The sequence below is a fragment of the Alistipes ihumii AP11 genome (assembly GCF_025144665.1).
In the GTDB taxonomy this organism is placed as follows: domain Bacteria; phylum Bacteroidota; class Bacteroidia; order Bacteroidales; family Rikenellaceae; genus Alistipes_A; species Alistipes_A ihumii.
The window spans coordinates 1,117,973-1,141,245 of record NZ_CP102294.1; the positions used below are offsets into that span (position 1 = coordinate 1,117,973).

The window sequence follows — 23,273 nt, forward strand, 5'->3', positions numbered from 1 at the left end:
TATGTTTACGGGAACCGATATCGTCAAATTCTTTCAAGAGAATTCCGCGCTGGCCGTCTTTCTGACCGTAGCGATCGGCTTCTGGATCGGCAAGTTCCGCTTCGGAAACTTCTCGCTCGGCATCGTAACCAGCGTACTGCTCGTAGGCGTCGTCGTCGGACAAATGAACATCCGGATACCGGAGCCGGCCAAGACGCTTTTCTTTCTGATGTTTCTATTCTCGATCGGCTACTCGGTAGGGCCCCAATTCTTCAGGGGGCTCAGAAAAGACGGTCTCCCGCAGGTCGGCTTCGCGGTAGTCGTCTGCGTGATGTGTCTGCTCTCGGTATGGGGCTGCGCGATCGTCATGGGCTACGACGCGGCGCAGGCGGCCGGCCTGCTGGCCGGCTCGCAGACGATGTCGGCCGTCATCGGAGCCGCCACCGATACGATTCACGAGCTGCCCGGCGGACGCGACACGGACCTGAGCGTGATGCCGGTCTGCTACGCGGTCACCTACATCTACGGCACGGCCGGATCGGCCTGGGTACTCGGCACCCTCGGCCCGAGGCTACTCGGCGGCGTCGCGAAAGTAAAGCAGGCGGCCAAGCAGATGGAATCGCAAATGGGGGACGACATGAGCCTCAGTCCGGGATTCGACCCGGCGGCGCGTACGATCGTTTTCCGCGCCTTCAGCGCCGACAACGAGTGGTTCGAGCCGGGGCGGACGGTACGCGAGTTCGAGCAATACATGGCCGGGCAGCAGAAGAGGATTTTCGTCGAGCGCCTCCGACAGCAGGGATCGGTCAAGGATCCCTCCCCGAAAACCGTCATCCGCCGGGGCGACGAAATCGTCGTCAGCGGGCGCCGCCGGTTCGTCATCGAAGAGGAAACATGGATCGGACGCGAGGTCGAGGACAAGGAACTGGTCAACTTCTCGGTCGAAACGCTGCCGGTCGTCGTCAATAAAAAAGGGGTAGCGGGCAAGACCGTCCGCGCCCTGCTGAAAGAAAAATACATGCACGGCGTATCGATCCGCTCGATCCGTCGGGCGAACGTGCAGATACCCGTGCTGGGCGGCGGCAAGCTCGACGCCGGCGACCGGATCGAGCTGGTCGGACTGCGGCAGGACGTCGAGCGGGCGGCCGAAGAGATCGGATTCAGCGACGCGCCGACCGAGAAAAGCAGCATGACGCTCGTGGGAATGGGAATCTTCCTCGGCGGGCTGATTTTCGGATGGGCGTTCGTCACCCGGATCGGCAACGTACCGCTGAGCCTGACCGTCAGCGGGGGCGTGTTGATCGCCGGGCTGATCTGCGGCTGGCTGCGGGCCAAGCGTCCGACGCTGGGAGGCGTGCCCGAACCGGCCGTCTGGTTCATGAACAACGTAGGCCTGAACGTATTCATCGCCATCGTCGGCATCACGACCGGTCCGAGCTTCGTCCGAGGGTTTCAGGAAGTGGGCTGGAGCCTGTTTCTGGTCGGAGCCGTCGCCACGACGATTCCGCTGGTGGCGGGCATTTTCATCGGGAAATACCTGTTCCGCTTCAACGAGGCCATCGTACTCGGCTGCGTATCGGGCTCGCGCACGACGACGGCCGCTCTCGGCGCCGTCGAGGAAACCCTCGAGAGCAACGTGCCCGCGATGGGCTATACGATCACCTACGCCATAGGCAATACGCTGCTGATTATCTGGGGCGTGGTCATCGTATTGCTGGTCGCCTGACACGGCCTTAGGAGGCAAACAGCGGAACCGGACGAATGCCCGGGAAGGTTCGCTCCGACGGTTTTCCGCGTCCGAAGCCGGACCGAACCGAAGTCCCGGGGATATTTTGCCGAACGGTTTATGCCATGCACTCTATACTTTCAGCCATGATCCTACTGCAAATCATCTCGGTTCTGATCGTCGTCTCGGCTCTGATCGCCGCGCTGATCATCGGTCTCGACCTGACTCGCCGCCGCCAGCCGATGCGAATCATGAATCCGGTCTGGATTCTGACGGGCCTATGGGCCGGAGCGGCCGCCCTATGGGCCTACTTTTCGTTCGGCCGCTCCGGTCCGGCAACCTCCGACGGCCGGTCCGGACCGAGGCCGGCTCCCTACCCCATCCGGCCGCAGACCGACTGCGGCCCGAAGCTCAGAGAGACCGAACCGAGTGCTGGGCCGACCGCCGCGTCAGCCGAAAGGGAACGCACGACATACCCGGACGACGCAAGCCGAACGGAACATCTCGGCGGCCTCTGCGAAACGGCCTCCGGCAACGCACCGGCCGGACAACGGCCCCAAACGGCCATGCCAGCCATACCGGTCGAGCACGCACGCTCCATACGGAACGGCCAACAAAAGAGCGATAATTCCCTCAGCCATGCCCCGATGCCGAAAACGGTCGGGCCCGAGGGCGCGAGTCCGATGGAGGACGCGATCATGCCAGGCATGGCCGGCATGAAGGGCATGAAAATGACTGTCGAAGGAAAGCGCTCTTCATGGCAACGGACGGTGCTCTCGACCCTCCACTGCGGAGCCGGCTGCACGTTGGCCGACCTGATCGGCGAATGCTTCGCATGGCTCGTGCCCGTCTCGCTCGGAGGTAGCCTGCTGGCCGGAAGCTGGGTGCTGGACTATGCGCTGGCCCTGGTTATCGGCATCGGATTCCAATATGCCGCCATACGAGAGATGGAGCCCGTCGGCGTCAGGGAAGCTCTCGGCCGGGCAGCTAAAGCCGATGCGCTGTCGCTTACGGCATGGCAAATAGGCATGTACGGCTGGATGGCTCTGGTGCATTTCGCGTTTTTTGCCGATCACCCGTTGCCAAGGACCTCATGGACCTTCTGGTTCATGATGCAGATCGCCATGGGCTGGGGATTCGCATTTTCCTACCCGGTCAACGCATGGCTGATCCGGCACGGAATCAAGAAAGGCATGTAGCCGGTACGAAAAATCCTCATTGTCTCCCGAGGCTTCGGTCTCGTCCGAGCGGCCGCATCGGCCCGCGAGTTCCATGCCAGAACCGACGCCGCCCCTGAAAGCTCCTTGTCCGCCGCTGTTCCGAGAAAAGCATACCCGGCCGCCGGCTCCGGAGGAAACGGCGATCCTGCATCCCGTTCAATCCTGTCTCGCATCGTAACGTACCTCTATGTCCGAAGCCCGAGCCGGCGAAAATACAAACGGAATCGAACGACGGCCGAATCGTCCCTCGCTATGCCGAACGAAACCGCCGGTCCCGTTTTACGGGACCGGCGGTCGCTCTCTCCGGCGAGACACAAGCCGCTCTTACTGCTTTTTGAGCAGCAACTCGTCGATCGCCTTTTCAAAATCGGCCTTGCTCATCGCTCCCTGAGCGACCTGAGGCCGTCCGTCCGTCGGACAGAACAGCAGCGTGGGAATCGAACGGATGCCGAAAACGGCCGCCAATTCCTGCTCTTTCTCGGTATCGACCTTGTAAATGTCGATCTTCCCGTCATACTCTTTCGCCAGTTCTTCCAGAATCGGCGCGATCATCTTGCACGGGCCGCACCAGCTCGCATAGAAATCGACGATACAGGGCTTGTCGCCCAAGAACTTCCACTCTTTCGGGGACGCCTCGTAATTAGCCACTTTGGTCAAAAACTCGGCTTTGGTCAAATGCTGTACTCCCATTTTCTTCTCTGTTTTAGTTGTTTGCTTGTTTCGGTTTTGCGATTCGCGGCCCCCGCACGAGACAAGCAGTACGGCGGCCAAAGCGGCGATCCAAAGATTTTTCATTACACTATGATTTACTGTTTTCAATTATCGTTCCCGACCCGACCGAAGCTTCGTATCCCGACCGTTGCAAACGGGTAACCGGCATTTCCGGACCGGCCTCGCCGACGTAACCGATTACGACACGCCCGCATGGAAGACCGGTTCCCGCGCCGCAGCCCTTCGGACCGAACTCCTGCCCCGCACGATAGAACCGCTGCTTCCGCAGGCCGTTCTGCCTTTTCACATCAACGGCCGTTCTCATCCTCTTTCGGCTTTCTTTTGAACATACTCGCCAGCAAGCCGCCGAACGCCGCACCCCATACCGAACTCAGCCAAGGCGACGAAGTAATCGGGCAACTCCCGTCCACACATCCGACCTGCCGGTAATAAAAATATCCGGCGAGAGCCCCAAGGACTACGCCGATCAGCGTCAAGCCGTATTTCTCCATTCTCTTTCTCATCTCTTTCTCATTTTTCCGACGCGCCGCAACGCTTCTCGAACACGGGCCTGAGCAACTGCGGAACCTCCACGCTGCCGCAGCGCATTCCGTCCAGACGCTCGCGTCCGCAGGGCGTCAGGTCGAAATACATCTGCCGGCGGTCCTGCTGGCCCAGCACGCGCTCGACGAGTCCCTTGCGCTCGATGCTGCGAATAACCTTCGACGCATGGGACGGAGTGAGTCCGACTTTAGCCGCGATGTCCGAAGCGGAAAGCCGCCCCGACTTCAACGAGCAGAGTACGGCCGCTTCATTCAGGCAGACGCCGTGCGTCCGCTCGAAATCCCGTTCGAAATCGTTCAGCGCCTTCAATATATCGCGCATAAGACATGCTATCTCCATCTTTTCCACGTTTAAGCTTGAAGCTCTCGGCTCGAAAATTTCCCACATCAATAATTTCCATCGGAAACCACATGACAAATATACGACTATTTTCCAATAAAACAAATTTCCAATGGAAATTATTATTCGGAACGAAAGCGAAACGGGCCAAACTCGCTTGCCGAAAGCAGGATACATCCGTACGACAGACCGTTCGGAAACCTCGAATCCGACAGCCAAGGTTTACAAGCCTATCTGCCCGTCTGAAACGCGCCCTATATAAAAAAAAGACTATGCCGTTGCCTAAAGCCGCCCGATCTATCGCCCCGGAATCGAATCGCGGCATTTGCGCAAGGCCCTCCCCCCGGCGAACTGCTTGCAACGGCAATGAAACGAACCGGCACGGCCGGTCCCTTTTGTCGTCCGCCGATTTCCCGACCGACCGCCGCGACATTCGCTTCAACGGCAACCGTCCGACCATGCCCCGGTCGAGAACATAACGATTTCGGATGCTGCAAAAATAAGGAGGTCCTGCGCGGCAATCCGGACGAATCTCAACAGTCGCCCGATTCCCCCAAAGTCGCAGGACGCAGAAAAACTCTCTTAAACCGTATCTCGCAACGATCGCCGTGATCGGCGAAACAATGCTCGACCAGTTTCTGCTGACTATCGCATACTTTGAGCATGCGGAAAAACCTGTCGCGTTCCGCATCGGTCGGCAAACGGGAATACGAGAGTCCGTGAGGCAAACGGCAGTCCCAATCGATTCTCATGCTCGGTTCGGGCAACGGAGACTCGGTCATCAGCACGCTCAGAGAAATCCCGTCGCATGCCCAGCCGCTCACGACCGCATAAGAGGGAGGATTGAAAAACTCGTTGTCAGAAAACACGTACAACTCACCCGACCGGAGATTTTCCATATTAACGACTTGATACATCATTTTACATGCAAAGTCACAGAAAGATATGAATATCGTTTCTTTCCTGGATTCAAATGCGGTTTCAATCCGCTATCCAGGGATTGTCTTCCATGAAATCCATCCCTTATATGGCCGATACCCTCCCTACCGGCCTTGTTCAAACAAAAAAAGCGGACGAAACGCTCGACCGACAGACTGAAAAGATTAGGGGGCGGAAGGGATACGCTCACCCATTACATATACCCTTCCTTTGTGCCCCCTAATTTTATCTATGCAAACCTCTAAATAAAACTCCTATCTGTTCGTAAACTCTCCGTAGAAACTCCCGACGGGCTCGCCGTTCATATCGATCGGATAGAAATGAACCGTCATTTTACCCGAGCCCAAACCATTGGTACTTATCTTCCCGTAAAGTCCCTGCGACGGATAGAGCATTTTGAACGAGCCTATGGGGCTGAGCCCTTTTTTGAACACCACTTCCGCATATTTCACGGGTTCGGAGAAAGTAACGTAGATCGCGTTGGCGGACCCATCGTAATACCATCCTAAGAACTCGCCGTCTCGAATCGTTATGACAGGAATTCCGCTCGGTTTGGGACCCTCCCCATCGTCAGGTTTCCTACCCCCCATTTCTATTCTTTCATCGGTAGGACCTCTCGTCACAGGAGTATCGGGGACCTCGGCCCCCGCCGACAAAGCGCCGGCCAATACCGCCGCGATGGCCAAAAACAAAACTCGCATTTTCATAATCTCATCCTGAAAAAATTTCCGGGTCGCAGACTCTTAACGGATAGTCGAAAAAGAAACGACATCGTCATACAGCAGAACCGAAACCCGTTGCAAACATATCCAATTTTTTCAGTGTTGATACCCGAACACACGATACCGGACATATGACAAATACGAAAAAACGGAATTTTTCGAAAAATTTATATCCTAATTATCAGACAATTAAAACAGGCTGAAATTTGCCTGTAATTTCATATGCGGACAAATCGGAATACGCATAAATATACTATATATCAATAATTTATCCTAAATCAAATCCAAGCGGACAGTAGCTTTTTGAGCGTCTTGTCGGAGTTTCCGTCGATTTTCTTTTTCAAACGGTTCCGTTTTTTCGATACGGAAGCCGGCTGAATGCCTAAAATATCGGCGATCTGGTTCGTCTTGATCTCGACGAGGACCATGCAACAGAGCTTCAGATCGTCCTCGGACAGCTTCAACTCCGTCGCGCGCAGACGGTGCAGAAAATCTTCGCTGACGATATGATTCGATATTTCGTATATATCCTTCCAACTGTCCTGCGTGAATTTATAGTCGTCGAAAAACTCCTTGGCCGCCAGCGCAAAGCGCCGATTGTCGCGTCGGTCGTCGCTCCACAGCTTCAGGATATCGTTCATTTTCTGAATGATTCTCAGCTTGGACTCGATCAGCGTCTTCGCGCTCGACTTCAGCAGATTCAGCTTGTCGATTTTCATTTCCAGTTGCTGATTGTCGATCGTCTTTTGCTGATTCGCGATTTCCGCCTCCCGCAGCTTGACCATATCGTCGCTGATCCGCTTGTTCTTTTTCGCGACAACGACCTTGTAAGTGCTGACCGAAGCCACCGCGATCAGAAGCATGACCAGAAAACCGATCAACAAGGTTCTGTTACGGATAATCAGCTGCTGCCTTTGCGAGTTCAATCTCTCGCTGTCATATTTCTGCCGAATCTCAATAATGGAGTTCCGCTCGTTTCTGTCGTTTATTGCCAGATACATCTTATGGTATTCCTCGAAAGTCTTTAATGCCTCTTGGAAAGCATATTGCTGACTTTCCAACCGGTATAAACTATATAAAACGCTCGCAACCTTCGCCGTATCGAGGGGCCTATTCGATAGATAATAGTTATAAAAGAACTTCGCCGAATCCAACAGACCTTGCCTGAAGTAGACATCACCTAAAGAAACATAATGATGGTTCGTGTTCTCCTTATTGAATTCGGTGCACTTGATAATACATTCTTTCGCTTTGTCATATTCATCCAACCAATTATACAAGTTGCTTAAAGACCTGAAAATTTTGTTCAGACATGACGTGTCACGCATATCTTCGGCGATAGCCAAAGCCGCCCTAAAATTCTTTTCCGCTTCGACAAAGTTCTTCACGTACAAATACGACCATCCCAAACTATGCAATGCGTAGAATTCGTTTTTCGCCTGTCCCGACCTTCTATAATGTAGGAGAGCTTTTTCATAATAACGTCTTGCTACGCTATCAACGTATTGCTTTTCATAAGCCTCACCCAAATAATAGTATATCGTACCGGCCGCTCCGTCATTCCGGCATTCAGGAATCAACGCCTCCGCGCTTAACAATGCCTCCAGCCGAGCCGTCTCATCGGAATTCAGAGCCTTGCTCTGGTAATAATACGCCATAACCGCATGGGAATCTTTCAGATGCCTCGAATAATAGTTCACGGCAACGTCTATCAGCGAGTCGGAAGGAAGAGGCAGTCCGGCTTTGTCGGCTGCTTGTATGCTAAGCAAACAATAGAGAGCCCGGTTCGGCCGGCTGAGCCACCTCGGGTTGGTAATCTCGCCCAATGTCAGGACGGCGCTGTCCGGACACGAGTCCATCACGGATTCGGCCCTCGAGAGAATTCCTCCCATCCGGTCGTTGAATTTTCCGCAGGACGCCAGAAAACCCGTCAAAGCCAGTGCAAACGCGAAAATCCGATTTCGTCCCATATCATTTTGCCAATCAATTTATTATTCCCCGGTCTGTGAAGAACAAAATTAATGATAAAAAACGGTGCGTAAGCGGTTTCCGTGTAAAAATTGTCATCAAACGACCGAAAAATACGGATGTTCCCGCTCTATTTCCGACCGATCGGCATATCACATTTAGGCCGTATTCTATGCTCTAAGGGCCGCCCCTGTCCCCCCCCATCGGAGCGACCGAGCGCTCCGATGCGGACGCAAGCTGTGCCGCCCTTGCGAAATCGCCCGGAATTTCCTACATTTATCGATCAATTCAAACGAGAGATACCTATGAAAAAGACCTTATCGCTGTTCGCCGGCGCCCTGTTCTGGATTTTTCCGGCGACAGCTCAGATTCCCGAAGCGCAGCCGCTCTACCCGCAAGGCGCGCCGGACAACAACGGACTGCCCGCAGACAAGGCCGTTTATGCCGAAAGCCATGCGGAGAAGATCGCCGAGGCCGACTACATGCTGTTTCGGGCCGATCCGTCCAAGGCAACGGGCCAGGCCGTCGTCATCTGTCCGGGAGGGGCTTACTTGGGCGTAGCCTACACCCATGAGGGCATTCAGGTCGCCCAATGGATGAACGAGCGCGGGATCACGGCGCTGATGCTCCGTTACCGGATGCCGAACGGACATCACGACATTCCGCTGCACGACGCCCGGACGGCGATCGCGCTGCTGAGGGATCACGCCGCCGAATGGGGGATCGACCCGCATCAGGTCGGCATCATGGGCTTCTCGGCCGGAGGGCATCTGGCCTCGACGGTCTCGACCCATTTCGAGAACGACTCGCAGCGCCCCGATTTCTCGATCCTGATCTACCCGGTCATCACGATGGACGAGCGCTACACGCATAAGGTATCGCGCGAGGAACTGATCGGCCGGGACGCTCCGATCGAGCTCGTGGACCGATACTCGAACGAGAAGCAGGTGTCGGACCGCACGCCCGTCACGTTTCTGGCGCTGAGCGATGACGACGGAGGAGTGCCCCCGGTCAACAGTACGATGTACTACGAAGCGCTGAAGGCCCACGGCGTACCGGCGGAGCTGCACGTCTACCCGTCGGGAGGCCACGGCTGGGGCTGGCTCGAAACCTTCAAGTACCACGACGAGCTGCGGACATCGCTCGACCGCTGGCTGAAAGAGATACGGAAGTAGTCCGGTCTCAGTCTCAGTCTCAGTCTCAGTTCTCAGTCGCAGTCTCAGTCGCAGCGCCTCGCGCCGGACACACCGCACGGACGGGATAAGACCGGTCGGACGGCCGGTTCGCGAACCGGCGGGCGGAATCGTTCCAAACAAATCGCATATCGTGTCTCGGACGATGCGCTGCATTCCGATCGTCGCACTGCGAGCGGAAGTGCGCCGTCCTTGCTTCGACTCGGCCGGCGCTCGGCAAAGCGCGCGAAGTTCCGCCGGCCCTCCCTGCATTCCGACCCGTTCCGGCGAGGCGAGAAATTTCGGTCGTAACGACCGAGGAGCCCCAAGCGTTATCCGCATAAACGGACGACCGGACCGCAGACGCGACGGCGGACGAGCCAGAAAAAAACTCCGAGGCCGGACCGCACGGCTGCCGATTGCTCCGGGGAAAACAGACCAATATCGAACGCCATGAGAAAATATCGCATCCGACCGATTCTGGCGACAGCCTGTCTGCTGAGCCTCTGCCACCTGCAAGCCCAGACGCCTCGAGCCCGGCCGCTCTACCCTCAAGGAGCACCCGACAGCAACGGGCTGCCGCCCGAAAACGTACGCACGACGCAGGACATCGTTTTCGGCGCTACGGAGGCCGACTACCTGGCCTACCCGGCCGATGCGGACCGGGCCACAGGCCAAGCCGTCGTGATCTGTCCGGGAGGAGGCTACGCGGCCGTCTGTTTCGACCACGAAGGGATACAGGTCGCCCGGTGGCTGAACGAGCGGGGTATCACGGCCGTCGTGCTGCGCTACCGGATGCCGAACGGACATCCCGACATTCCGGTCGAAGACGCGCTGGCGGCCATACGAATGGTCCGGGAAAAGGCGCGGCTGTGGCATGTCGATCCGCACCGCATAGGCATCATGGGCTTCTCGGCCGGAGGACATCTGGCGGCGGCCGCATCGACCCGATTCACGGGAACGGACGACCGGCCCGACTTCACGGTACTGATGTACGCCGCTATCTCGCGCGACGAGAGGATGATCGACCGCGAGACGATGGGCAACCTGTTCGGAGCCGACGTGCCGGCGGATTCCGCGCTTTACTCCTGCGAGAAGGAAGTGACCGCCCGGACGCCGCCCGCCTTCCTCGCCATGAGCGACGACGACGACAACGTGCTGCCCAGCAACAGCATCTGCTACTATACGGCGCTGAAAAGGCACGGCGTCCCGGCCGAGCTGCACGCCTACCCTCGCGGCAAGCACGGATGGGGCTGGAACCCGTCGTTCAGATATCATGACGAACTGACCGCCTCGCTAGGACGCTGGCTCGAAGAGATCGGCGAAAAACAGGCCGGACGCTCCGTTCCATAGTTGCGCAACGCCCGGGCGAAAACGGAAGGAAGCGACGGACGCGACCGCGGAACGGGACCGGCAACCCGGCTATCCGCTGCTTCCACCGCCACGTATCCGCCGCCACACGACAGGAGGAAACGGGCATCCGCGCCGGTCCGCATAACGGAAAAACCCCGTTTTCAACGGGAAGCCGCGCCGCCGGGCGAAAGCACGTTGCGGACCGGTTCCCGCGAATACGTCTCCGCCGCGTTCTCCGCCCAACTCTCGCAATAACGGCCGAAACCTCAACGAACGCCTTGCGCAAACGGAAAAAGCCGGGCGCTTTCCGGCCTACGGGCCCGCCGGAAACGCTCGAACGGACCGGTCCTCTCCAAACGAGAAATGTCCGGACAGCTCGTCGCCATCCGGACATTCGATCGGAAAACGCTCGGCGCGTCCGCCCCTCCCTTCCCGAAAACGGGAAGCGGCGGAACCTCCTTACAACAGCTTGGTTATTTTCTCCTCGAGCACGCTCTTCGGACAGGCGCCGACCTGCTTATCGACCACCTGACCGCCCTTGATAAAAAGAATCGTCGGGATGTTGCGAACGCTGAACTGCGTGGCGACGGCATTGTTGTCGTCCACGTCGCATTTGCCGATCGCTACGCGGCCTTCATACTCGGCGGCCAGTTCGTCGATAATCGGAGCGATCGTCCGGCAGGGTCCGCACCATTCGGCCCAGAAATCGACGACCAGCGGTTTGCCCGAATCCATCAGGGTTTTCAGATTTTCAGAGGTGATAGCAAGTGCCATATCGGTGAATTTTAAATGATTTGTCTGTCGCAAAGTTGACAATTCCTTCCGAAAAAAACGCATCGCGGCGGACAAAACGGTCAACAAGTTATTTACGTTTTCCGCATCGCGCCGAACTTCAGCGAGATACGCTCTACATCAACGTATATCGAAGCGAGTAATCGTCGAAAGTCCGGATCAGGTCGCCGGTCAGCGCGACCTTGACGCTCTTCGAATACAAATTCACTGCCACTTCGGCTGCCGGGTCGTACACCTTGAAACGCAGGATCACCTGGCCCCGGTTCTCCTTCGCGGCGGCCGACAGCCTGCCGACCAATTCCTCGGTCAGTTCGTCGACGGGAACCGACACGGTCACCTCCTTCATCAGCGTCTCCTGCGCTTCGGCCAACATCATGATCGACGTAATGCGCGTCTCCAGCTCGTTGGGATTGTATATGCGCGGAGCGACCTTCCCCTTGATAAGCAGATAGTAACCCTCGAACAGGAAGCGGCGGAAATTCTCGTAATCCTTCGAGAACAGCACGAATTCGTGCGAGCCGTTGTAATCCTCGATCGTGAAGCGTCCGTAGGGCTTGCCCGTCTTCGTGGTCAGGTGCATGACCGAGGTGACCATGCCCGCCGCGACGAAATCTCTCCCGTTCATCGACGGCAGATCGGCCAGATCGCCCAGCGAGCAGGTACAGTAATGTTTGATAATCAACGAAAAGTCATCCAACGGATGCGACGACAGGTAGATCCCGATCACGTCGCGCTCGCGGTTCAGCGTCTCGAGTTTCGTCCAAGGCGTATATTGCGGCGGCTCGGGCTTCTGCACCGACGACTCCTCGGTAATGCCGCCGAACAGGCTCTGCTGCACGTTGTTCTTCTCGCTCTGCACGCGGTTTCCGTACCGTACCAGCGCATCCAGCAGCGTACCGTCGTGCTCGTCCCGCGCCAGATAGGCGCTGCGCGGCAGGTCGCTGATCGCGTCGAACGCGCCTCCGAGCACCAAATTTTCCAACGTTTTCTTATTGACGGTCTGCAGATTGACCCGCTCTACGAAATCGTACACGGACTTGAAAGGCCCTCCTTCCTTGCGCGTGTCGATGATATTCTGCACGGCCGACTCGCCCACGCCCTTGATAGCGGCCAAACCGAAACGGACATTGCCCCCCTCGTCGACCGAGAAGCGGATCTTGCTGTGATTGACATCGGGCCCCAGCACCGAGAGGCCCATCCGCTTGCACTCGTCCATGAAGAAGCTGATCTTCTTGATATCCGACAGGTTGCGGCTCAGCAGTGCGGCCATGAACTCGGCCGGATAGTGGGCCTTCAGATAGGCCGTCTGATAGGAAACGTAAGCGTAGCAGGTCGAGTGCGACTTGTTGAACGCGTACGACGCGAACGCCTCCCAGTCCCCCCATATCTTCTCGCAGATTTTCGGGTCGTGCCCGTTCTTCTTCGCGCCCTCGATGAACTTGGGCTTCATCTTGTCCAGCACGTCGCGCTTCTTCTTTCCCATCGCCTTGCGCAGCGTGTCGGCCTCTCCCCCGGTAAAGCCGGCCAGCTTCTGCGACAGCAGCATGACCTGCTCCTGATAGACCGTAATGCCGTACGTGTCCTTCAGATACTCCTCCATGTCGGGTATCTCGTACGTGACGGGCTCCAGACCGTGCTTGCGGGCGATGAAGTTCGGAATATATTCCATCGGACCGGGCCGGTACAGCGCGTTCATCGCGATCAGGTCCTCGAAACGGTTCGGTTTCAGGTTGCGCAGATGTTTTTTCATGCCGGGCGACTCGAACTGGAACAGCCCCGTCGTCTCTCCCCGGCTGTAGAGGTCGTAAGTCAGCGGATCGTCGAGGGGGATCGCGTCGATGTCGGGCCGGCTGCCGGTCGTCGACTCGATGTTCTCGAGCGCATCCTTGATGATCGACAGCGTCTTGAGACCCAGAAAGTCCATCTTGATCAGCCCGACGCTCTCGACCAGCTTGCCCTCGTACTGCACGACGTTCAACTCGGCGTCCTTCGCTATGGCCATCGGAGCGAACTTCTCCAGATCGTCCTGTCCGATAATCACGCCGCAGGCGTGCACGCCGGTCTGGCGCACGGAGCCCTCGAGTTTCTCTGCGTACTTCATCGTGTCGCGGATCAGCGGATTGTCCGACTCCTTTTCCTTTACCAGCTCGGGAACTTCCTTGTAGGCCTTGGCGAAAGTGGTCCCGGGCTTTTCGGGTACCAGTTTCGAGATGCGGTTGCTCTCCGAGAGGGGCAGCCTCTGTACGCGGGCGACGTCCTTGATCGCGGCCTTCGGCGCCATCGTGCCGAACGTGACGATCTGCGCGACGCGCTTGCTGCCGTACTTCTCGACCACGTAGTGCAGCACGTCGGCGCGGCCGTCCTCGTCGAAATCGACGTCCACGTCCGGAAGCGAAATCCGGTCGGGATTCAGGAAGCGCTCGAACAGCAGGTCGTACTTCATCGGGTCGATATTGGTGATCGTCAGCGAGTAGGCGACGACCGACCCGGCCGCCGAGCCCCGGCCCGGCCCCACCGAGACGCCCATTTCCCGGGCGGCGCGAATAAAGTCCCACACGATCAGGAAGTACCCCGGGAAACCCATCCACTCGATCGTCGACAGTTCGTACTCGATACGCTTGCGGACAGCGTCCGACAGCGTGCCGTAGCGTCTCTCGGCCCCCTTGTAGGTCAGATGCTCCAGATAGCGGAACTGCTTGGCGATCGTCAGCTGGTCCGACAGCTCGGGATGCCGCCCGACCACCTCGTCGAGCGAATCCGTACATCGGTCTATCTCGGCGAGCACGGCCTCGTCCTTGATCTTCTTGCGGAACGTTTCCTTGAGCTGATCCAGCGGTACGTCGAAGTCGTCCGGAATCGGGAAGTTCGGCATCAGAGGTTTATGCTCGAGCGAGTATTCCTCGACCTTCCCGGCGATCTCGGCCGTCGTGGCCAGAGCCTCCGGATGATCGGGGAACAGCGCGGCCATCTCCTCCTCGCTCTTGAGGTACTCCTGCCACGTATAGCGCATACGGTTCGGATCGTCCAGATCGCGGCCCGTATTGAGGCAGATCAGCCGGTCGTGGGCCGGCGCGTCGTCGGCCATGATGAAGTGCACGTCGTTCGAGCAGATATATTTCACGCCGTACTCGGCGGCAAGCTGCAACAGCGCGGCGTTCACCTTCTTCTGATTCTCGTACACCTGCTCGTCGATACGCGGAATACCGCTCTGATGAAGCTGCAGCTCGAGGTAGTAATCCTCGCCGAAAATGGAGACGAACTCCTCGACGACGCGGCGCGCCTCCTGCATGTCGCCCCTCATGATAGCCTGCGGCAGTTCGCCGCCCAGGCAGGCCGAGCAACAGATAATCCCGTCGTGATAGAGGCGCAGCAGTTCCTTGTCGACCCGGGGACGGTAGTAGAACCCCTCGGTAAAGGCATACGACACGATTTTGGAAAGATTGTGGTACCCCTCCAGATTCTTGGCCAGCAGAATCAAGTGGTCGCCCCGGTCGTCCTTGCCGCTCTTGTCGAAGCGGCTGCCTCCGGCCACGTAGACCTCGCAGCCGAGAATCGGCTTGATCCCCTCCTTTTCGGCCGCGTCGTGAAACTCCTTGACCCCGTACATATTGCCGTGGTCGGTGATCGCCAGCGCGGTCATGCCGAGTTCCTTGGCTCGCTTGAGCAGCGGCTTGATAGCCGCCGCGCCGTCCAGAATCGAATATTGCGTATGTACATGAAGATGAGTGAACTGCCCCATTGTTTCCCATATATTATGCCTCGATACAAAAGTAACGAAAAATAAACGGAAATACCGGGCACGGAAAGTGCATTTTATCAACAATATTTCGTACATTGTATCGGGAAAGGGACCGAAATCCGGCATCCGGATCCGCGCGGTCCCCGACCGAACAAACCCTCAATACGCAAAGCCATGGACAACTCGAAATTATCGGTTCTGAAAACCTTTTCATCGGCGGGCGAGGCCTCGATCTATCAGAGCCTGCTCGAGAGCAACGGCATCCGGTGCGAACTGCTCAACGAAGGCATCTCGGACATTCTGCCGATTCCGGGCGACCTGTCGAAAATCCGTCTCGTGGTCAACGAGGCCGATGCCGCGAAGGCCGAGGAGATCCTTGCTGCCGGATTCGATCAGGAAGAATTCGACACGGAGAGCGCCAAACGGCGCAAGAAGCCCTGAGCAAACGCGCCTTTACCGGCCCCGACCAGAGCTCCCCTACCCGCCCGGCAAGGCCGCCGGTTCCGGGCCGGTGACGGCTACGTACCGCACGACAGTCGGAGGGACAAAATCCATTTGCTTTTTCCCAACGCGCCGTTACAACCGTCCGGTCGAAAGAACTGGCATGCCCGGGAGCGTGCGGCAAAGGATCACGGATATTCTGCCGCCCCCGGACGGCTTGCAGGGAAAAGGCATCCGCGACCTACCGAACGAGCGGGCGATCTCTCGACCTCAAGATAAAAAGCGGGACTAACCGTATGCCGCGACAGACCGACACCGCCGAGCCTTTCCCCGAAAGAGACGACATGCACGCGACATCCCGCCAAAGAAACGACACGCTGACGTCCTCGCCTTCCATGCCGCCGATTCCGACCCGAAACGGCCCGTATTTCGCCAAACAAAACAAGGACGACGCCCCGCCGGCAGTGCCGAAACCCCAACGCCTGCCCCGGCACGACCCGGAGTATCCTACGGCACACGGTTATCCCCGGTTATCCCCGCTTTTCCTTAATTTATGCCCCTGCGTCCCTGTACAAGACCGACTATATCCCGCATCACGGAAAAAAAACGGTCCGCACAGCAGAGACCGAACCGCGCTACATCCATCCAACCCTCTCCGTTATTTGCCGAACACCTGATAAAATACAGAACCAAACCTACGAAAAAAACAGCGGCGTCCGCATAAGACGCCGCTGCCTATCCATATCCCGTCTCCAGAAAACCGGTCTGTCTCTACACCCGGTCCGCCCGGCTTACGGGCAAGCTACCAGCCGAGCACATAGGCGAAGATCAGCGGGGCGACGATCGTGGCGTCCGACTCGACGATGAATTTCGGCGTATCGGGCAGCAGCTTGCCCCAGGTGATTTTCTCGTTGGGTACGGCGCCCGAATAGGAACCGTACGAAGTGGTCGAGTCCGAAATCTGGCAGAAATAGGCCCAGCACGGAGTGTCCTCCCACTCCAGATCCTGATACATCATCGGCACGACGCAGATCGGGAAGTCGCCCGAAATGCCCCCGGCAATCTGGAAGAAGCCGACGCCTTTCCCGCCGCTGTTGGCGCGATACCACTCCGTCAGGAAGATCATCGTCTCGATACCGCCCTTGACCGTCGAGGCTTTCAGCTCGCCCTTGATGACATAAGAAGTGAAGATGTTGCCCATCGTGCTGTCCTCCCAGCCCGGAACGATGATCGGGATGTTTTTCTCGCAGGCGGCCAGCATCCAGCTGTTCTTCGGATCGATCTCGTAATACTGCTCCAGCTCGCCGCTGCGCAGCAGCTTGTACATGAACTCGTAGGGCAGATAGCGCTCGCCCTTGTCGTCGGCATCCTTCCATATCTTGAAGATATGCCCCTGCAGGCGGCGGAACGCCTCTTCCTCCGGAATGCAGGTATCCGTCACGCGGTTCATATGATTCTCGAGCAGGTTCCACTCGTCCTGAGGCGTCAGGTCGCGGTAATGCGGTACGCGCTTATAGTGCGAATGAGCCACCAGATTCATGATATCTTCCTCCAGATTGGCGCCCGTGCAGGTGATGATCTGCACCTTGTCCCGGCGGATCATCTCGGCGAGCGAGATGCCCAGCTCGGCCGTGCTCATCGCGCCGCCCAGCGTGATCATCATCTTGCCGCCGGCGTCGATATGGGCTTCGTATCCTTTCGCGGCGTCGATCAGGGCCGCCGCGTTGAAATGGCGGTAGTGATGCGTGATAAACTGTGAAACAGGTCCCTTTTCCATTTTTTATTTGCTGATTAAGGTTTCAAGAGTCACAAAGGTAGCAATTTAAACGGACAATCGGTAAAAAATTCTCGGTCGCCGGCCGCCTCCGGCAACGGGTCGACAAGAAGCGAGGAAACGCTCCGGTACGGAGGACGCAGTCCTGTCCGGCCCGAGCTCCGATACGAATCGAAACAACGTATAACGACCGATCGTCCCCCGATCATATCACTTTCGATCTTTGTCGGCCGGCGGCGGGTGCTTCCGCACTCTTAACACTTCGAACTCGGGTTGCAGACGCCCCGGGACGAGAAGACGATCTGCCCGCGCGATTCATAAAGACCGTACTGAATGAAAAAGCATCGGGAGCGACGATTCCGACCGATCACATACATATTCTGCCCTGCCGCTTCCCACACCCTGTTGTCGCAACTTTCATAATCTCAATCAGACTATCGATACGCTACCGAACCACAGGACTCTTTTCCATGAGCGGTCCGGAGCGGTCGGACCGTCCGGAACGGCTGCAAAGAGGCATTATAATTACCGGAAATTCAGGATCGCGACGAACGGGACGAATACGGAGACGGTTACGGCAAGCGAACCGGCCCGAACGATACAGCGGACCGACGCCTCCCCCACATGCCGCCCCGGCCGCCAGCGCGCGGCCCCGCTCGCCACGCAACGCCCCGTACCTACTGTTCGATATAGCCGAACCGGCGGAGCTGACGGTCGTCGTTGCGCCAGTTGTCGTTGACCTTGACGAACAGCTGAAGGAAAACCTTCTTGCCCAGAAATTGTTCCAGCTCCTCGCGGGCCTGCGTTCCGACCCGTTTCAGGCGCTCGCCCCGATGACCGATCACGATGCCTTTCTGGCTCTCTCGCGCCACGTAGATCGTGGCCGATATGCGGTCGATCGACGGCTCCTCCTTATACTCCTCGATCGCTATCTCGACCGAATAGGGAATCTCCTTCTCATAGTTCAGGAATATCTTCTCGCGGATGATCTCCGAAGCGAAGAAGCGCAGCGTCTTGTCCGTCAGCGCATCCTTCGGATAGAACGGCTCGCCCTCGGGCAAAGCGGCCAGAATCCGGTCGAACAGCCCGCCGATATTGAAATCGTTCAGGACCGAGACCGGAACGATCTCGGCGTCGGGCAGAATCCCGCGCCACTGCCCGACCAGCTCCTCGAGCCGCTCGGGCGTCGTCAGATCGATCTTGTTGATAACCAGAATCGTCCGGATACCGCTGCGCGCGATACGGTCGAAAATCTCGCTGCGGCGGTCGGTCCCTTCGACCACGTCGGTCACGTACAGGATGACGTCGGCGTCCTTGAGCGCCCCCTGCACGAAGCGCATCATCGATTCCTGAAGCTTATAGCTGGGCTTCAGGATGCCCGGCGTATCGGAATAGACGATCTGGAAATCGTCGCCGTTGACGATGCCCAGTATCCGGTGGCGCGTGGTCTGGGCCTTCGAGGTGATGATCGACAGCCGCTCGCCGACCAGCGCGTTCATCAGCGTCGACTTGCCCACGTTCGGATTGCCTATGATGTTGACGAAACCTGATCTATGCATAGCCGTATTTTTAGCCCAAAGATAGGTTTTATTTGCGGGATGCGAAAATCGGCGTCGCCACGCTCCGCAGCGCTTCCCGCATGTCGCAGCCGGGCGGCAGAAAAGGCACAACGACAGAACGACCAACCGGATACGGCAGACCGCCGTGCGGCCGAAACGGCGTATTCCTGCCTTTCCGGCACAGTTCCTCGCATGTCGGCATCCATCGATCGGACGGAACGGCCTATCGGAAAGGCCGAACAGACCGCACCGGAAAACAACGTGCGAAAGCCCTGCCGTCGCCCGTCGGCACCATATACGCCGTCATAGCGGACGCCGTACGACCTCTACCGAAAAGGCGCCCGAATTCTCTTTCGCCGCACGACCGAAACGTACAGGAGAGGCCACGGCCGGACCGCCGCACTGAGACCTCCGCGCCCCGTTCGGAACGTCCTTGCGATCTCGGGAGCGAAAAGCCCGCCCAATCACCGTGCGAAAATTCACTGCGTTTATTTCCGAATCGGTCCCGATTTTCGCATCTCCCCGGTTTGAATCCCTTCCGCCGTACATCGGATTTTTCCGACCGCACGCCGTCGGAGAATACGGACCGACGATCCTCACCGACACAGACGGGCAACCTGACGGACCGTCCGAACGATACGATCCGGTACCGTGAAAAACAACAGAGCGCGTCTTTTTTCGATATATCGTCGAAAAATTGTTTAAATTCGTGGAGAAAAACGTTTTTACCCGTGCGAGCCTATACTTATATCGAACGAGGAAAGTTCGAGCTGCTGGACAAACCGAAGCCGGAGTTGGAAGATCCGCGCGATGCCATTGTGCGCGTAACGCTGGGCAGTATCTGCACCAGCGACCTGCATATCAAGCACGGCAGCGTGCCTCGCGCCGTACCGGGCGTTACGGTCGGCCACGAAATGGTGGGTATCGTAGAACGAGTCGGCCCGGCCGTCACTTCGACCAAGCCCGGCGACCGGGTAACGGTCAATGTCGAAACTTTCTGCGGCGAGTGCTTTTTCTGCAAGCGCGGGTATGTGAACAACTGTGCCGATCCGGTCGGCGGCTGGGCGTTAGGCTGCCGTATCGACGGCGGCCAGGCCGAGTACATGCGCGTGCCCCATGCCGATCAGGGATTGAACCGTATTCCCGACACGGTCGGCGACGAACAGGCGCTTTTCGTAGGCGACATTCTGGCCACGGGTTTCTGGGCCGCCCGGATCTCGGAAATCGCCGAAGAAGACACGGTGCTTATTATCGGCGCCGGGCCTACGGGCATCTGTACCCTGCTCTGCGTCATGCTCCGGCATCCGAAACGCATTATCGTCTGCGAAAAGTCGCCCGAACGAATCCGTTTCGTGCAAGAGCATTATCCCGAAGTGCTGGTCTGCGGGCCCGAGGAATGCCGGCATTTCGTATCCCGCCACAGCGATCACGGCGGAGCCGACAGAGTGCTCGAAGTGGCGGGAGCGGACGATACGTTCCGTCTGGCATGGGAGTGCGCCCGTCCCCATGCCGTCGTTACCGTAGTGGCGCTCTACGACCGGCCTCAAACACTGCCTCTGCCGGACATGTACGGCAAGAATCTCACGTTCAAGACCGGCGGCGTGGACGGCTGCGACTGCGCCGAGATTCTACGCCTGATCGAACAGGGCCGGATCGACACCGTGCCGCTTATTACGCACCGTTTTCCACTGAGCCGTATCGACGAGGCTTATCGCCTTTTCGAAAACCGGCAGGACGGAGTAATCAAAGTGGCGATCGAATGCGGCAAATAACGGCCACGGCTCCGACAATCGACATTCCAATCATATAACCGGCTCCACGTACGCAATCTCCTCCGACGGAGGAGACTTCACGGCAGGAACCTAACCGGACACGAAACCAGGGGCCGCATGCCGCAGCTAACAGACATAATGACTTTTCCGGGTGCGAACATGCTCGGTATGTTGAAGTATATAATTGCCAAAAATAAATTTATGATAAAAGCGTATACGCCCTGTTTGCAGAATTAAATTAGCGCATATTTGATTCTTCCGATCGGTTGCTCATTTTTGCAGTTAAGGTATTGAAAGATTGTCAACACGCTAATCTTTCCGACGATTCGAGTGAACAAAACCCTTATGTATCTTTTGCATAATTGCGTACAATCATGAACCGGTCGCACAGCTGCGAGAATAGAATCTCTATCCTTTTTCTTGCTTTGGCAAAGCGAGAGAATGTTGGCTTCCATTCGCTTCGGATATCATATTCAATGCGATAATTTCCAAATCGGAGAATTTTGGGACGACCTTACAACGTGGCATATTGTCATGTTCATTGACCGGTTTCCTGCCATTTGTTTGCAAATGCCGATTTTTTTTGCAAATATCGCATGTAAGAGTACATATGATGAATTGCAATTCATCCAATTCATTAACACCAACAATCTACACGATCCGTCAGACATAAGTCCTTTAACTTTTCAATTTCACCAACCGTTTTTATGAATAAGTATTTTCTCTGTTTTTTATTCATTTGCTTATCCCCTGAGTTCGTATTGTCCCAAACGGTTGTTGAACGAAATATCAAAACGGGAAACGAAACCGCTACTGTCAGGGTATGGATTCCTCATACGACAGAACGGGATACAATAACAAATGTGTTATATGTTTTTGATGCGGATTATTGTTTCGACATAGTCGCGTCTCATGTCAATTATCTTTTCAATATGTGCCGCACGATACCCCCTGTTTGTGTTGTCGGCGTTTATTACCCGGGACAAAGAGGCCGGGCATGCGTCGGATTGAATCAAGACAACATGACGCTGGATTCTACGGGTGAATCGTTTTTGCATTATATGCAGGATGACGTTTTCCCGGCAGTACAGGACATCATAAAATGTTCTTCATGTTACAACATTTTTTTCGGACACTCCTATTTGGCTGATTATGGCTGTTTTTTGATGAAGAATAAGTCTGAAATGTTCGATTCGTATTTGCTTTTGGCTCCTGAAAGTGGCATGGTACCTATTTTTGAGAAAAGCGATGTTGCCGATAAACGAATCTATATTGCTATTGGAAATCAAGATGCCAAAAGGAGAGTCAAGTTCTCCCGACATCTATCGACGGCTGTAAAAAGGGTTGCCGACAATACGAACGTAAAGATGCAGATTTTCAACACTGCTACCCATATGTCAATTATTCCCGTAGCACTTACTTCTGGCATCAACTACCTATACAAGGATTTGGTGAACAAAGATAATATGTCCGAATTTATCAACAGGAAGAAAAGCATTGTAGAAAATTATGAGACATTGTGTTCCTTCAATGCCTTTTATCATTGTAAATTGAGAAATGATGCAAGGACCATATTAGACCTTCTGGAATTGTCCAAACCTTGTTCTGTAGAAGAATTTGAAACGGTTCTGGAACATTTACCGGCAACTAATGGGAATCACCATGAAATAATCGCTTTCGAGTACTTGAATTTAAAATGTTATGATAAAGCTGAAGCGTATTTCAATCAAGCTATTGATTTATATATAAAAGAAGGGGCGAGGAATTTCATGAACAACGCTTATGACGGACTGATTCAATTATATGTAGAGAAGAAAGAACCGTCGTCTAACGTGGACCTGATCTACGAAAAGGCTATGAGTTCAATGCCCGGAGATTTTGATTTATATTTCAAAAGAGGAAGGTTCAATATCGAGAGCGAATTTAATAATGAAAAAGGTATAACTTTTCTGCAAAAATACCTGTCGAATTATAATGAATCGTACAGACTGTATCCTTTGTGCGATGTTTTTTATTATATCGCCTTGGGATATTTTCGATTGGGAGCTTTTCAGGAAGCACAAAGTTGGATTGATAAATCTTTAGAGAAAAATGCGGGTTATAAAAAATCCAAATTGTTAAAAAATGAAATTTACAGTCTGTTGTCTGAATCAAAAGACTAAAAGATATATACTCAATCTTTTATGTGTATTCAATTATTACATATTGACAAATCTGACCGGACCGATCATCTGATTTACAATAATTATATGCGCGAACCGGACGGAATTCCGTATTCGCACGCTGCCGGCAGTTTCGACAGCCACGATATATTCATCGCTCGTCCCGAGCCCAACCGACGTTCGTCTTGCCGGCCCTTAAAAGAACGACGGCTACGCCGCCCTAACGACCGGAGTGAAGAACAGGCCAATGCGGATCGGACATCTTTATCCGTACGGTTCTCAACGCCGTCATCGGCGATACGGCCTAAAAGCTGACATTCGTAAACGGAGACTCCCGGAAC

At 55.9% G+C, this 23,273-nt stretch carries 17 protein-coding genes and 1 pseudogene; 7 read left to right on the top strand and 11 right to left on the bottom strand.

Features of this window, described 5'->3' with window-relative positions:
- Nucleotide 1 precedes the first annotated feature (1 nt).
- Both aspT and NQ491_RS11285 read left to right on the top strand, forming a co-directional pair.
- Nucleotides 2-1,705 (top strand): aspartate-alanine antiporter, encoded by a 1,704-nt coding sequence (gene aspT, locus NQ491_RS04545; RefSeq protein ID WP_019246403.1) that lies wholly within the window; start codon nt 2-4, stop codon nt 1,703-1,705.
- 146 nt (nt 1,706-1,851) lie between these two features.
- Nucleotides 1,852-2,904 (top strand): DUF4396 domain-containing protein, encoded by a 1,053-nt coding sequence (locus tag NQ491_RS11285; protein WP_019246404.1) that lies wholly within the window; start codon nt 1,852-1,854, stop codon nt 2,902-2,904.
- A 345-nt stretch (nt 2,905-3,249) separates the two neighbouring features.
- On the opposite strand, the gene trxA (NQ491_RS04555) is transcribed toward NQ491_RS11285, so the two are convergent.
- The 6 genes from trxA (NQ491_RS04555) to NQ491_RS04580 form a co-directional block, all read right to left on the bottom strand.
- Nucleotides 3,250-3,720: a thioredoxin gene (trxA, locus tag NQ491_RS04555; protein WP_019246405.1), complete on the bottom strand. Its 471-nt coding sequence runs from the start codon at nt 3,718-3,720 to the stop codon at nt 3,250-3,252.
- Nucleotides 3,721-3,944: 224 nt separating this feature from the next.
- Nucleotides 3,945-4,160, bottom strand: a complete 216-nt coding sequence (locus NQ491_RS04560) for a DUF6132 family protein (protein ID WP_074431135.1) — start codon at nt 4,158-4,160, stop codon at nt 3,945-3,947.
- A gap of 7 nt (nt 4,161-4,167) precedes the next feature.
- On the bottom strand, nt 4,168-4,539 hold the full coding sequence (locus tag NQ491_RS04565; protein WP_026089726.1) for a MarR family winged helix-turn-helix transcriptional regulator: 372 nt from the start codon (nt 4,537-4,539) through the stop codon (nt 4,168-4,170).
- A gap of 533 nt (nt 4,540-5,072) precedes the next feature.
- Entirely contained in the window at nt 5,073-5,438 is a 366-nt protein-coding gene (locus NQ491_RS04570; protein ID WP_147524783.1) for a hypothetical protein, read from the bottom strand.
- A gap of 294 nt (nt 5,439-5,732) precedes the next feature.
- Entirely contained in the window at nt 5,733-5,915 is a 183-nt protein-coding gene (locus tag NQ491_RS04575; RefSeq protein WP_157365675.1) for a hypothetical protein, read from the bottom strand.
- A gap of 563 nt (nt 5,916-6,478) precedes the next feature.
- Nucleotides 6,479-7,201, bottom strand: coding sequence for a helix-turn-helix transcriptional regulator (locus NQ491_RS04580; protein ID WP_147524785.1), 723 nt, complete (start codon nt 7,199-7,201; stop codon nt 6,479-6,481).
- Nucleotides 7,202-8,473: 1,272 nt separating this feature from the next.
- Between NQ491_RS04580 and NQ491_RS04585 the strand changes: the two genes are divergently transcribed.
- A complete protein-coding gene (locus NQ491_RS04585; RefSeq protein ID WP_019246411.1) occupies nt 8,474-9,343 on the top strand; it encodes an alpha/beta hydrolase in 870 nt (289 codons plus the stop codon).
- A gap of 450 nt (nt 9,344-9,793) precedes the next feature.
- Nucleotides 9,794-10,693, top strand: coding sequence for an alpha/beta hydrolase (locus NQ491_RS04590; RefSeq protein ID WP_019246412.1), 900 nt, complete (start codon nt 9,794-9,796; stop codon nt 10,691-10,693).
- A gap of 459 nt (nt 10,694-11,152) precedes the next feature.
- Here NQ491_RS04590 and trxA (NQ491_RS04595) read toward each other — a convergent pair whose 3' ends face one another.
- Nucleotides 11,153-11,467, bottom strand: coding sequence for a thioredoxin (trxA, locus tag NQ491_RS04595; protein ID WP_026089728.1), 315 nt, complete (start codon nt 11,465-11,467; stop codon nt 11,153-11,155).
- Between the two features lie 133 nt (nt 11,468-11,600).
- Nucleotides 11,601-15,224 (bottom strand): DNA polymerase III subunit alpha, encoded by a 3,624-nt coding sequence (gene dnaE, locus NQ491_RS04600; protein WP_019246414.1) that lies wholly within the window; start codon nt 15,222-15,224, stop codon nt 11,601-11,603.
- A gap of 174 nt (nt 15,225-15,398) precedes the next feature.
- On the opposite strand from dnaE, the gene NQ491_RS04605 reads away from it, so the two are divergent.
- Nucleotides 15,399-15,665, top strand: a complete 267-nt coding sequence (locus tag NQ491_RS04605) for a putative signal transducing protein (protein WP_019246415.1) — start codon at nt 15,399-15,401, stop codon at nt 15,663-15,665.
- A gap of 802 nt (nt 15,666-16,467) precedes the next feature.
- On the opposite strand, the gene NQ491_RS04610 is transcribed toward NQ491_RS04605, so the two are convergent.
- The gene (locus NQ491_RS04610) at nt 16,468-17,442 is read right to left on the bottom strand and encodes a deoxyhypusine synthase family protein (RefSeq protein WP_019246416.1); all 975 of its coding nucleotides are present in this window, start codon (nt 17,440-17,442) and stop codon (nt 16,468-16,470) included.
- A 674-nt stretch (nt 17,443-18,116) separates the two neighbouring features.
- A complete protein-coding gene (gene era, locus NQ491_RS04615) occupies nt 18,117-18,998 on the bottom strand; it encodes a GTPase Era (RefSeq protein ID WP_026089729.1) in 882 nt (293 codons plus the stop codon).
- A gap of 731 nt (nt 18,999-19,729) precedes the next feature.
- Here era and NQ491_RS04620 point away from each other — a divergent pair.
- Nucleotides 19,730-20,770, top strand: a complete 1,041-nt coding sequence (locus NQ491_RS04620) for an alcohol dehydrogenase (protein WP_026089730.1) — start codon at nt 19,730-19,732, stop codon at nt 20,768-20,770.
- 233 nt (nt 20,771-21,003) lie between these two features.
- On the opposite strand, the pseudogene NQ491_RS04625 reads toward NQ491_RS04620, so the two are convergent.
- Nucleotides 21,004-21,230, bottom strand: a pseudogene (locus NQ491_RS04625) (IS982 family transposase); the annotation flags it as partial.
- A gap of 247 nt (nt 21,231-21,477) precedes the next feature.
- Between NQ491_RS04625 and NQ491_RS04630 the strand changes: the two are divergent.
- Nucleotides 21,478-22,932, top strand: coding sequence for a hypothetical protein (locus NQ491_RS04630; RefSeq protein WP_259800779.1), 1,455 nt, complete (start codon nt 21,478-21,480; stop codon nt 22,930-22,932).
- Nucleotides 22,933-23,273: the final 341 nt, after the last annotated feature.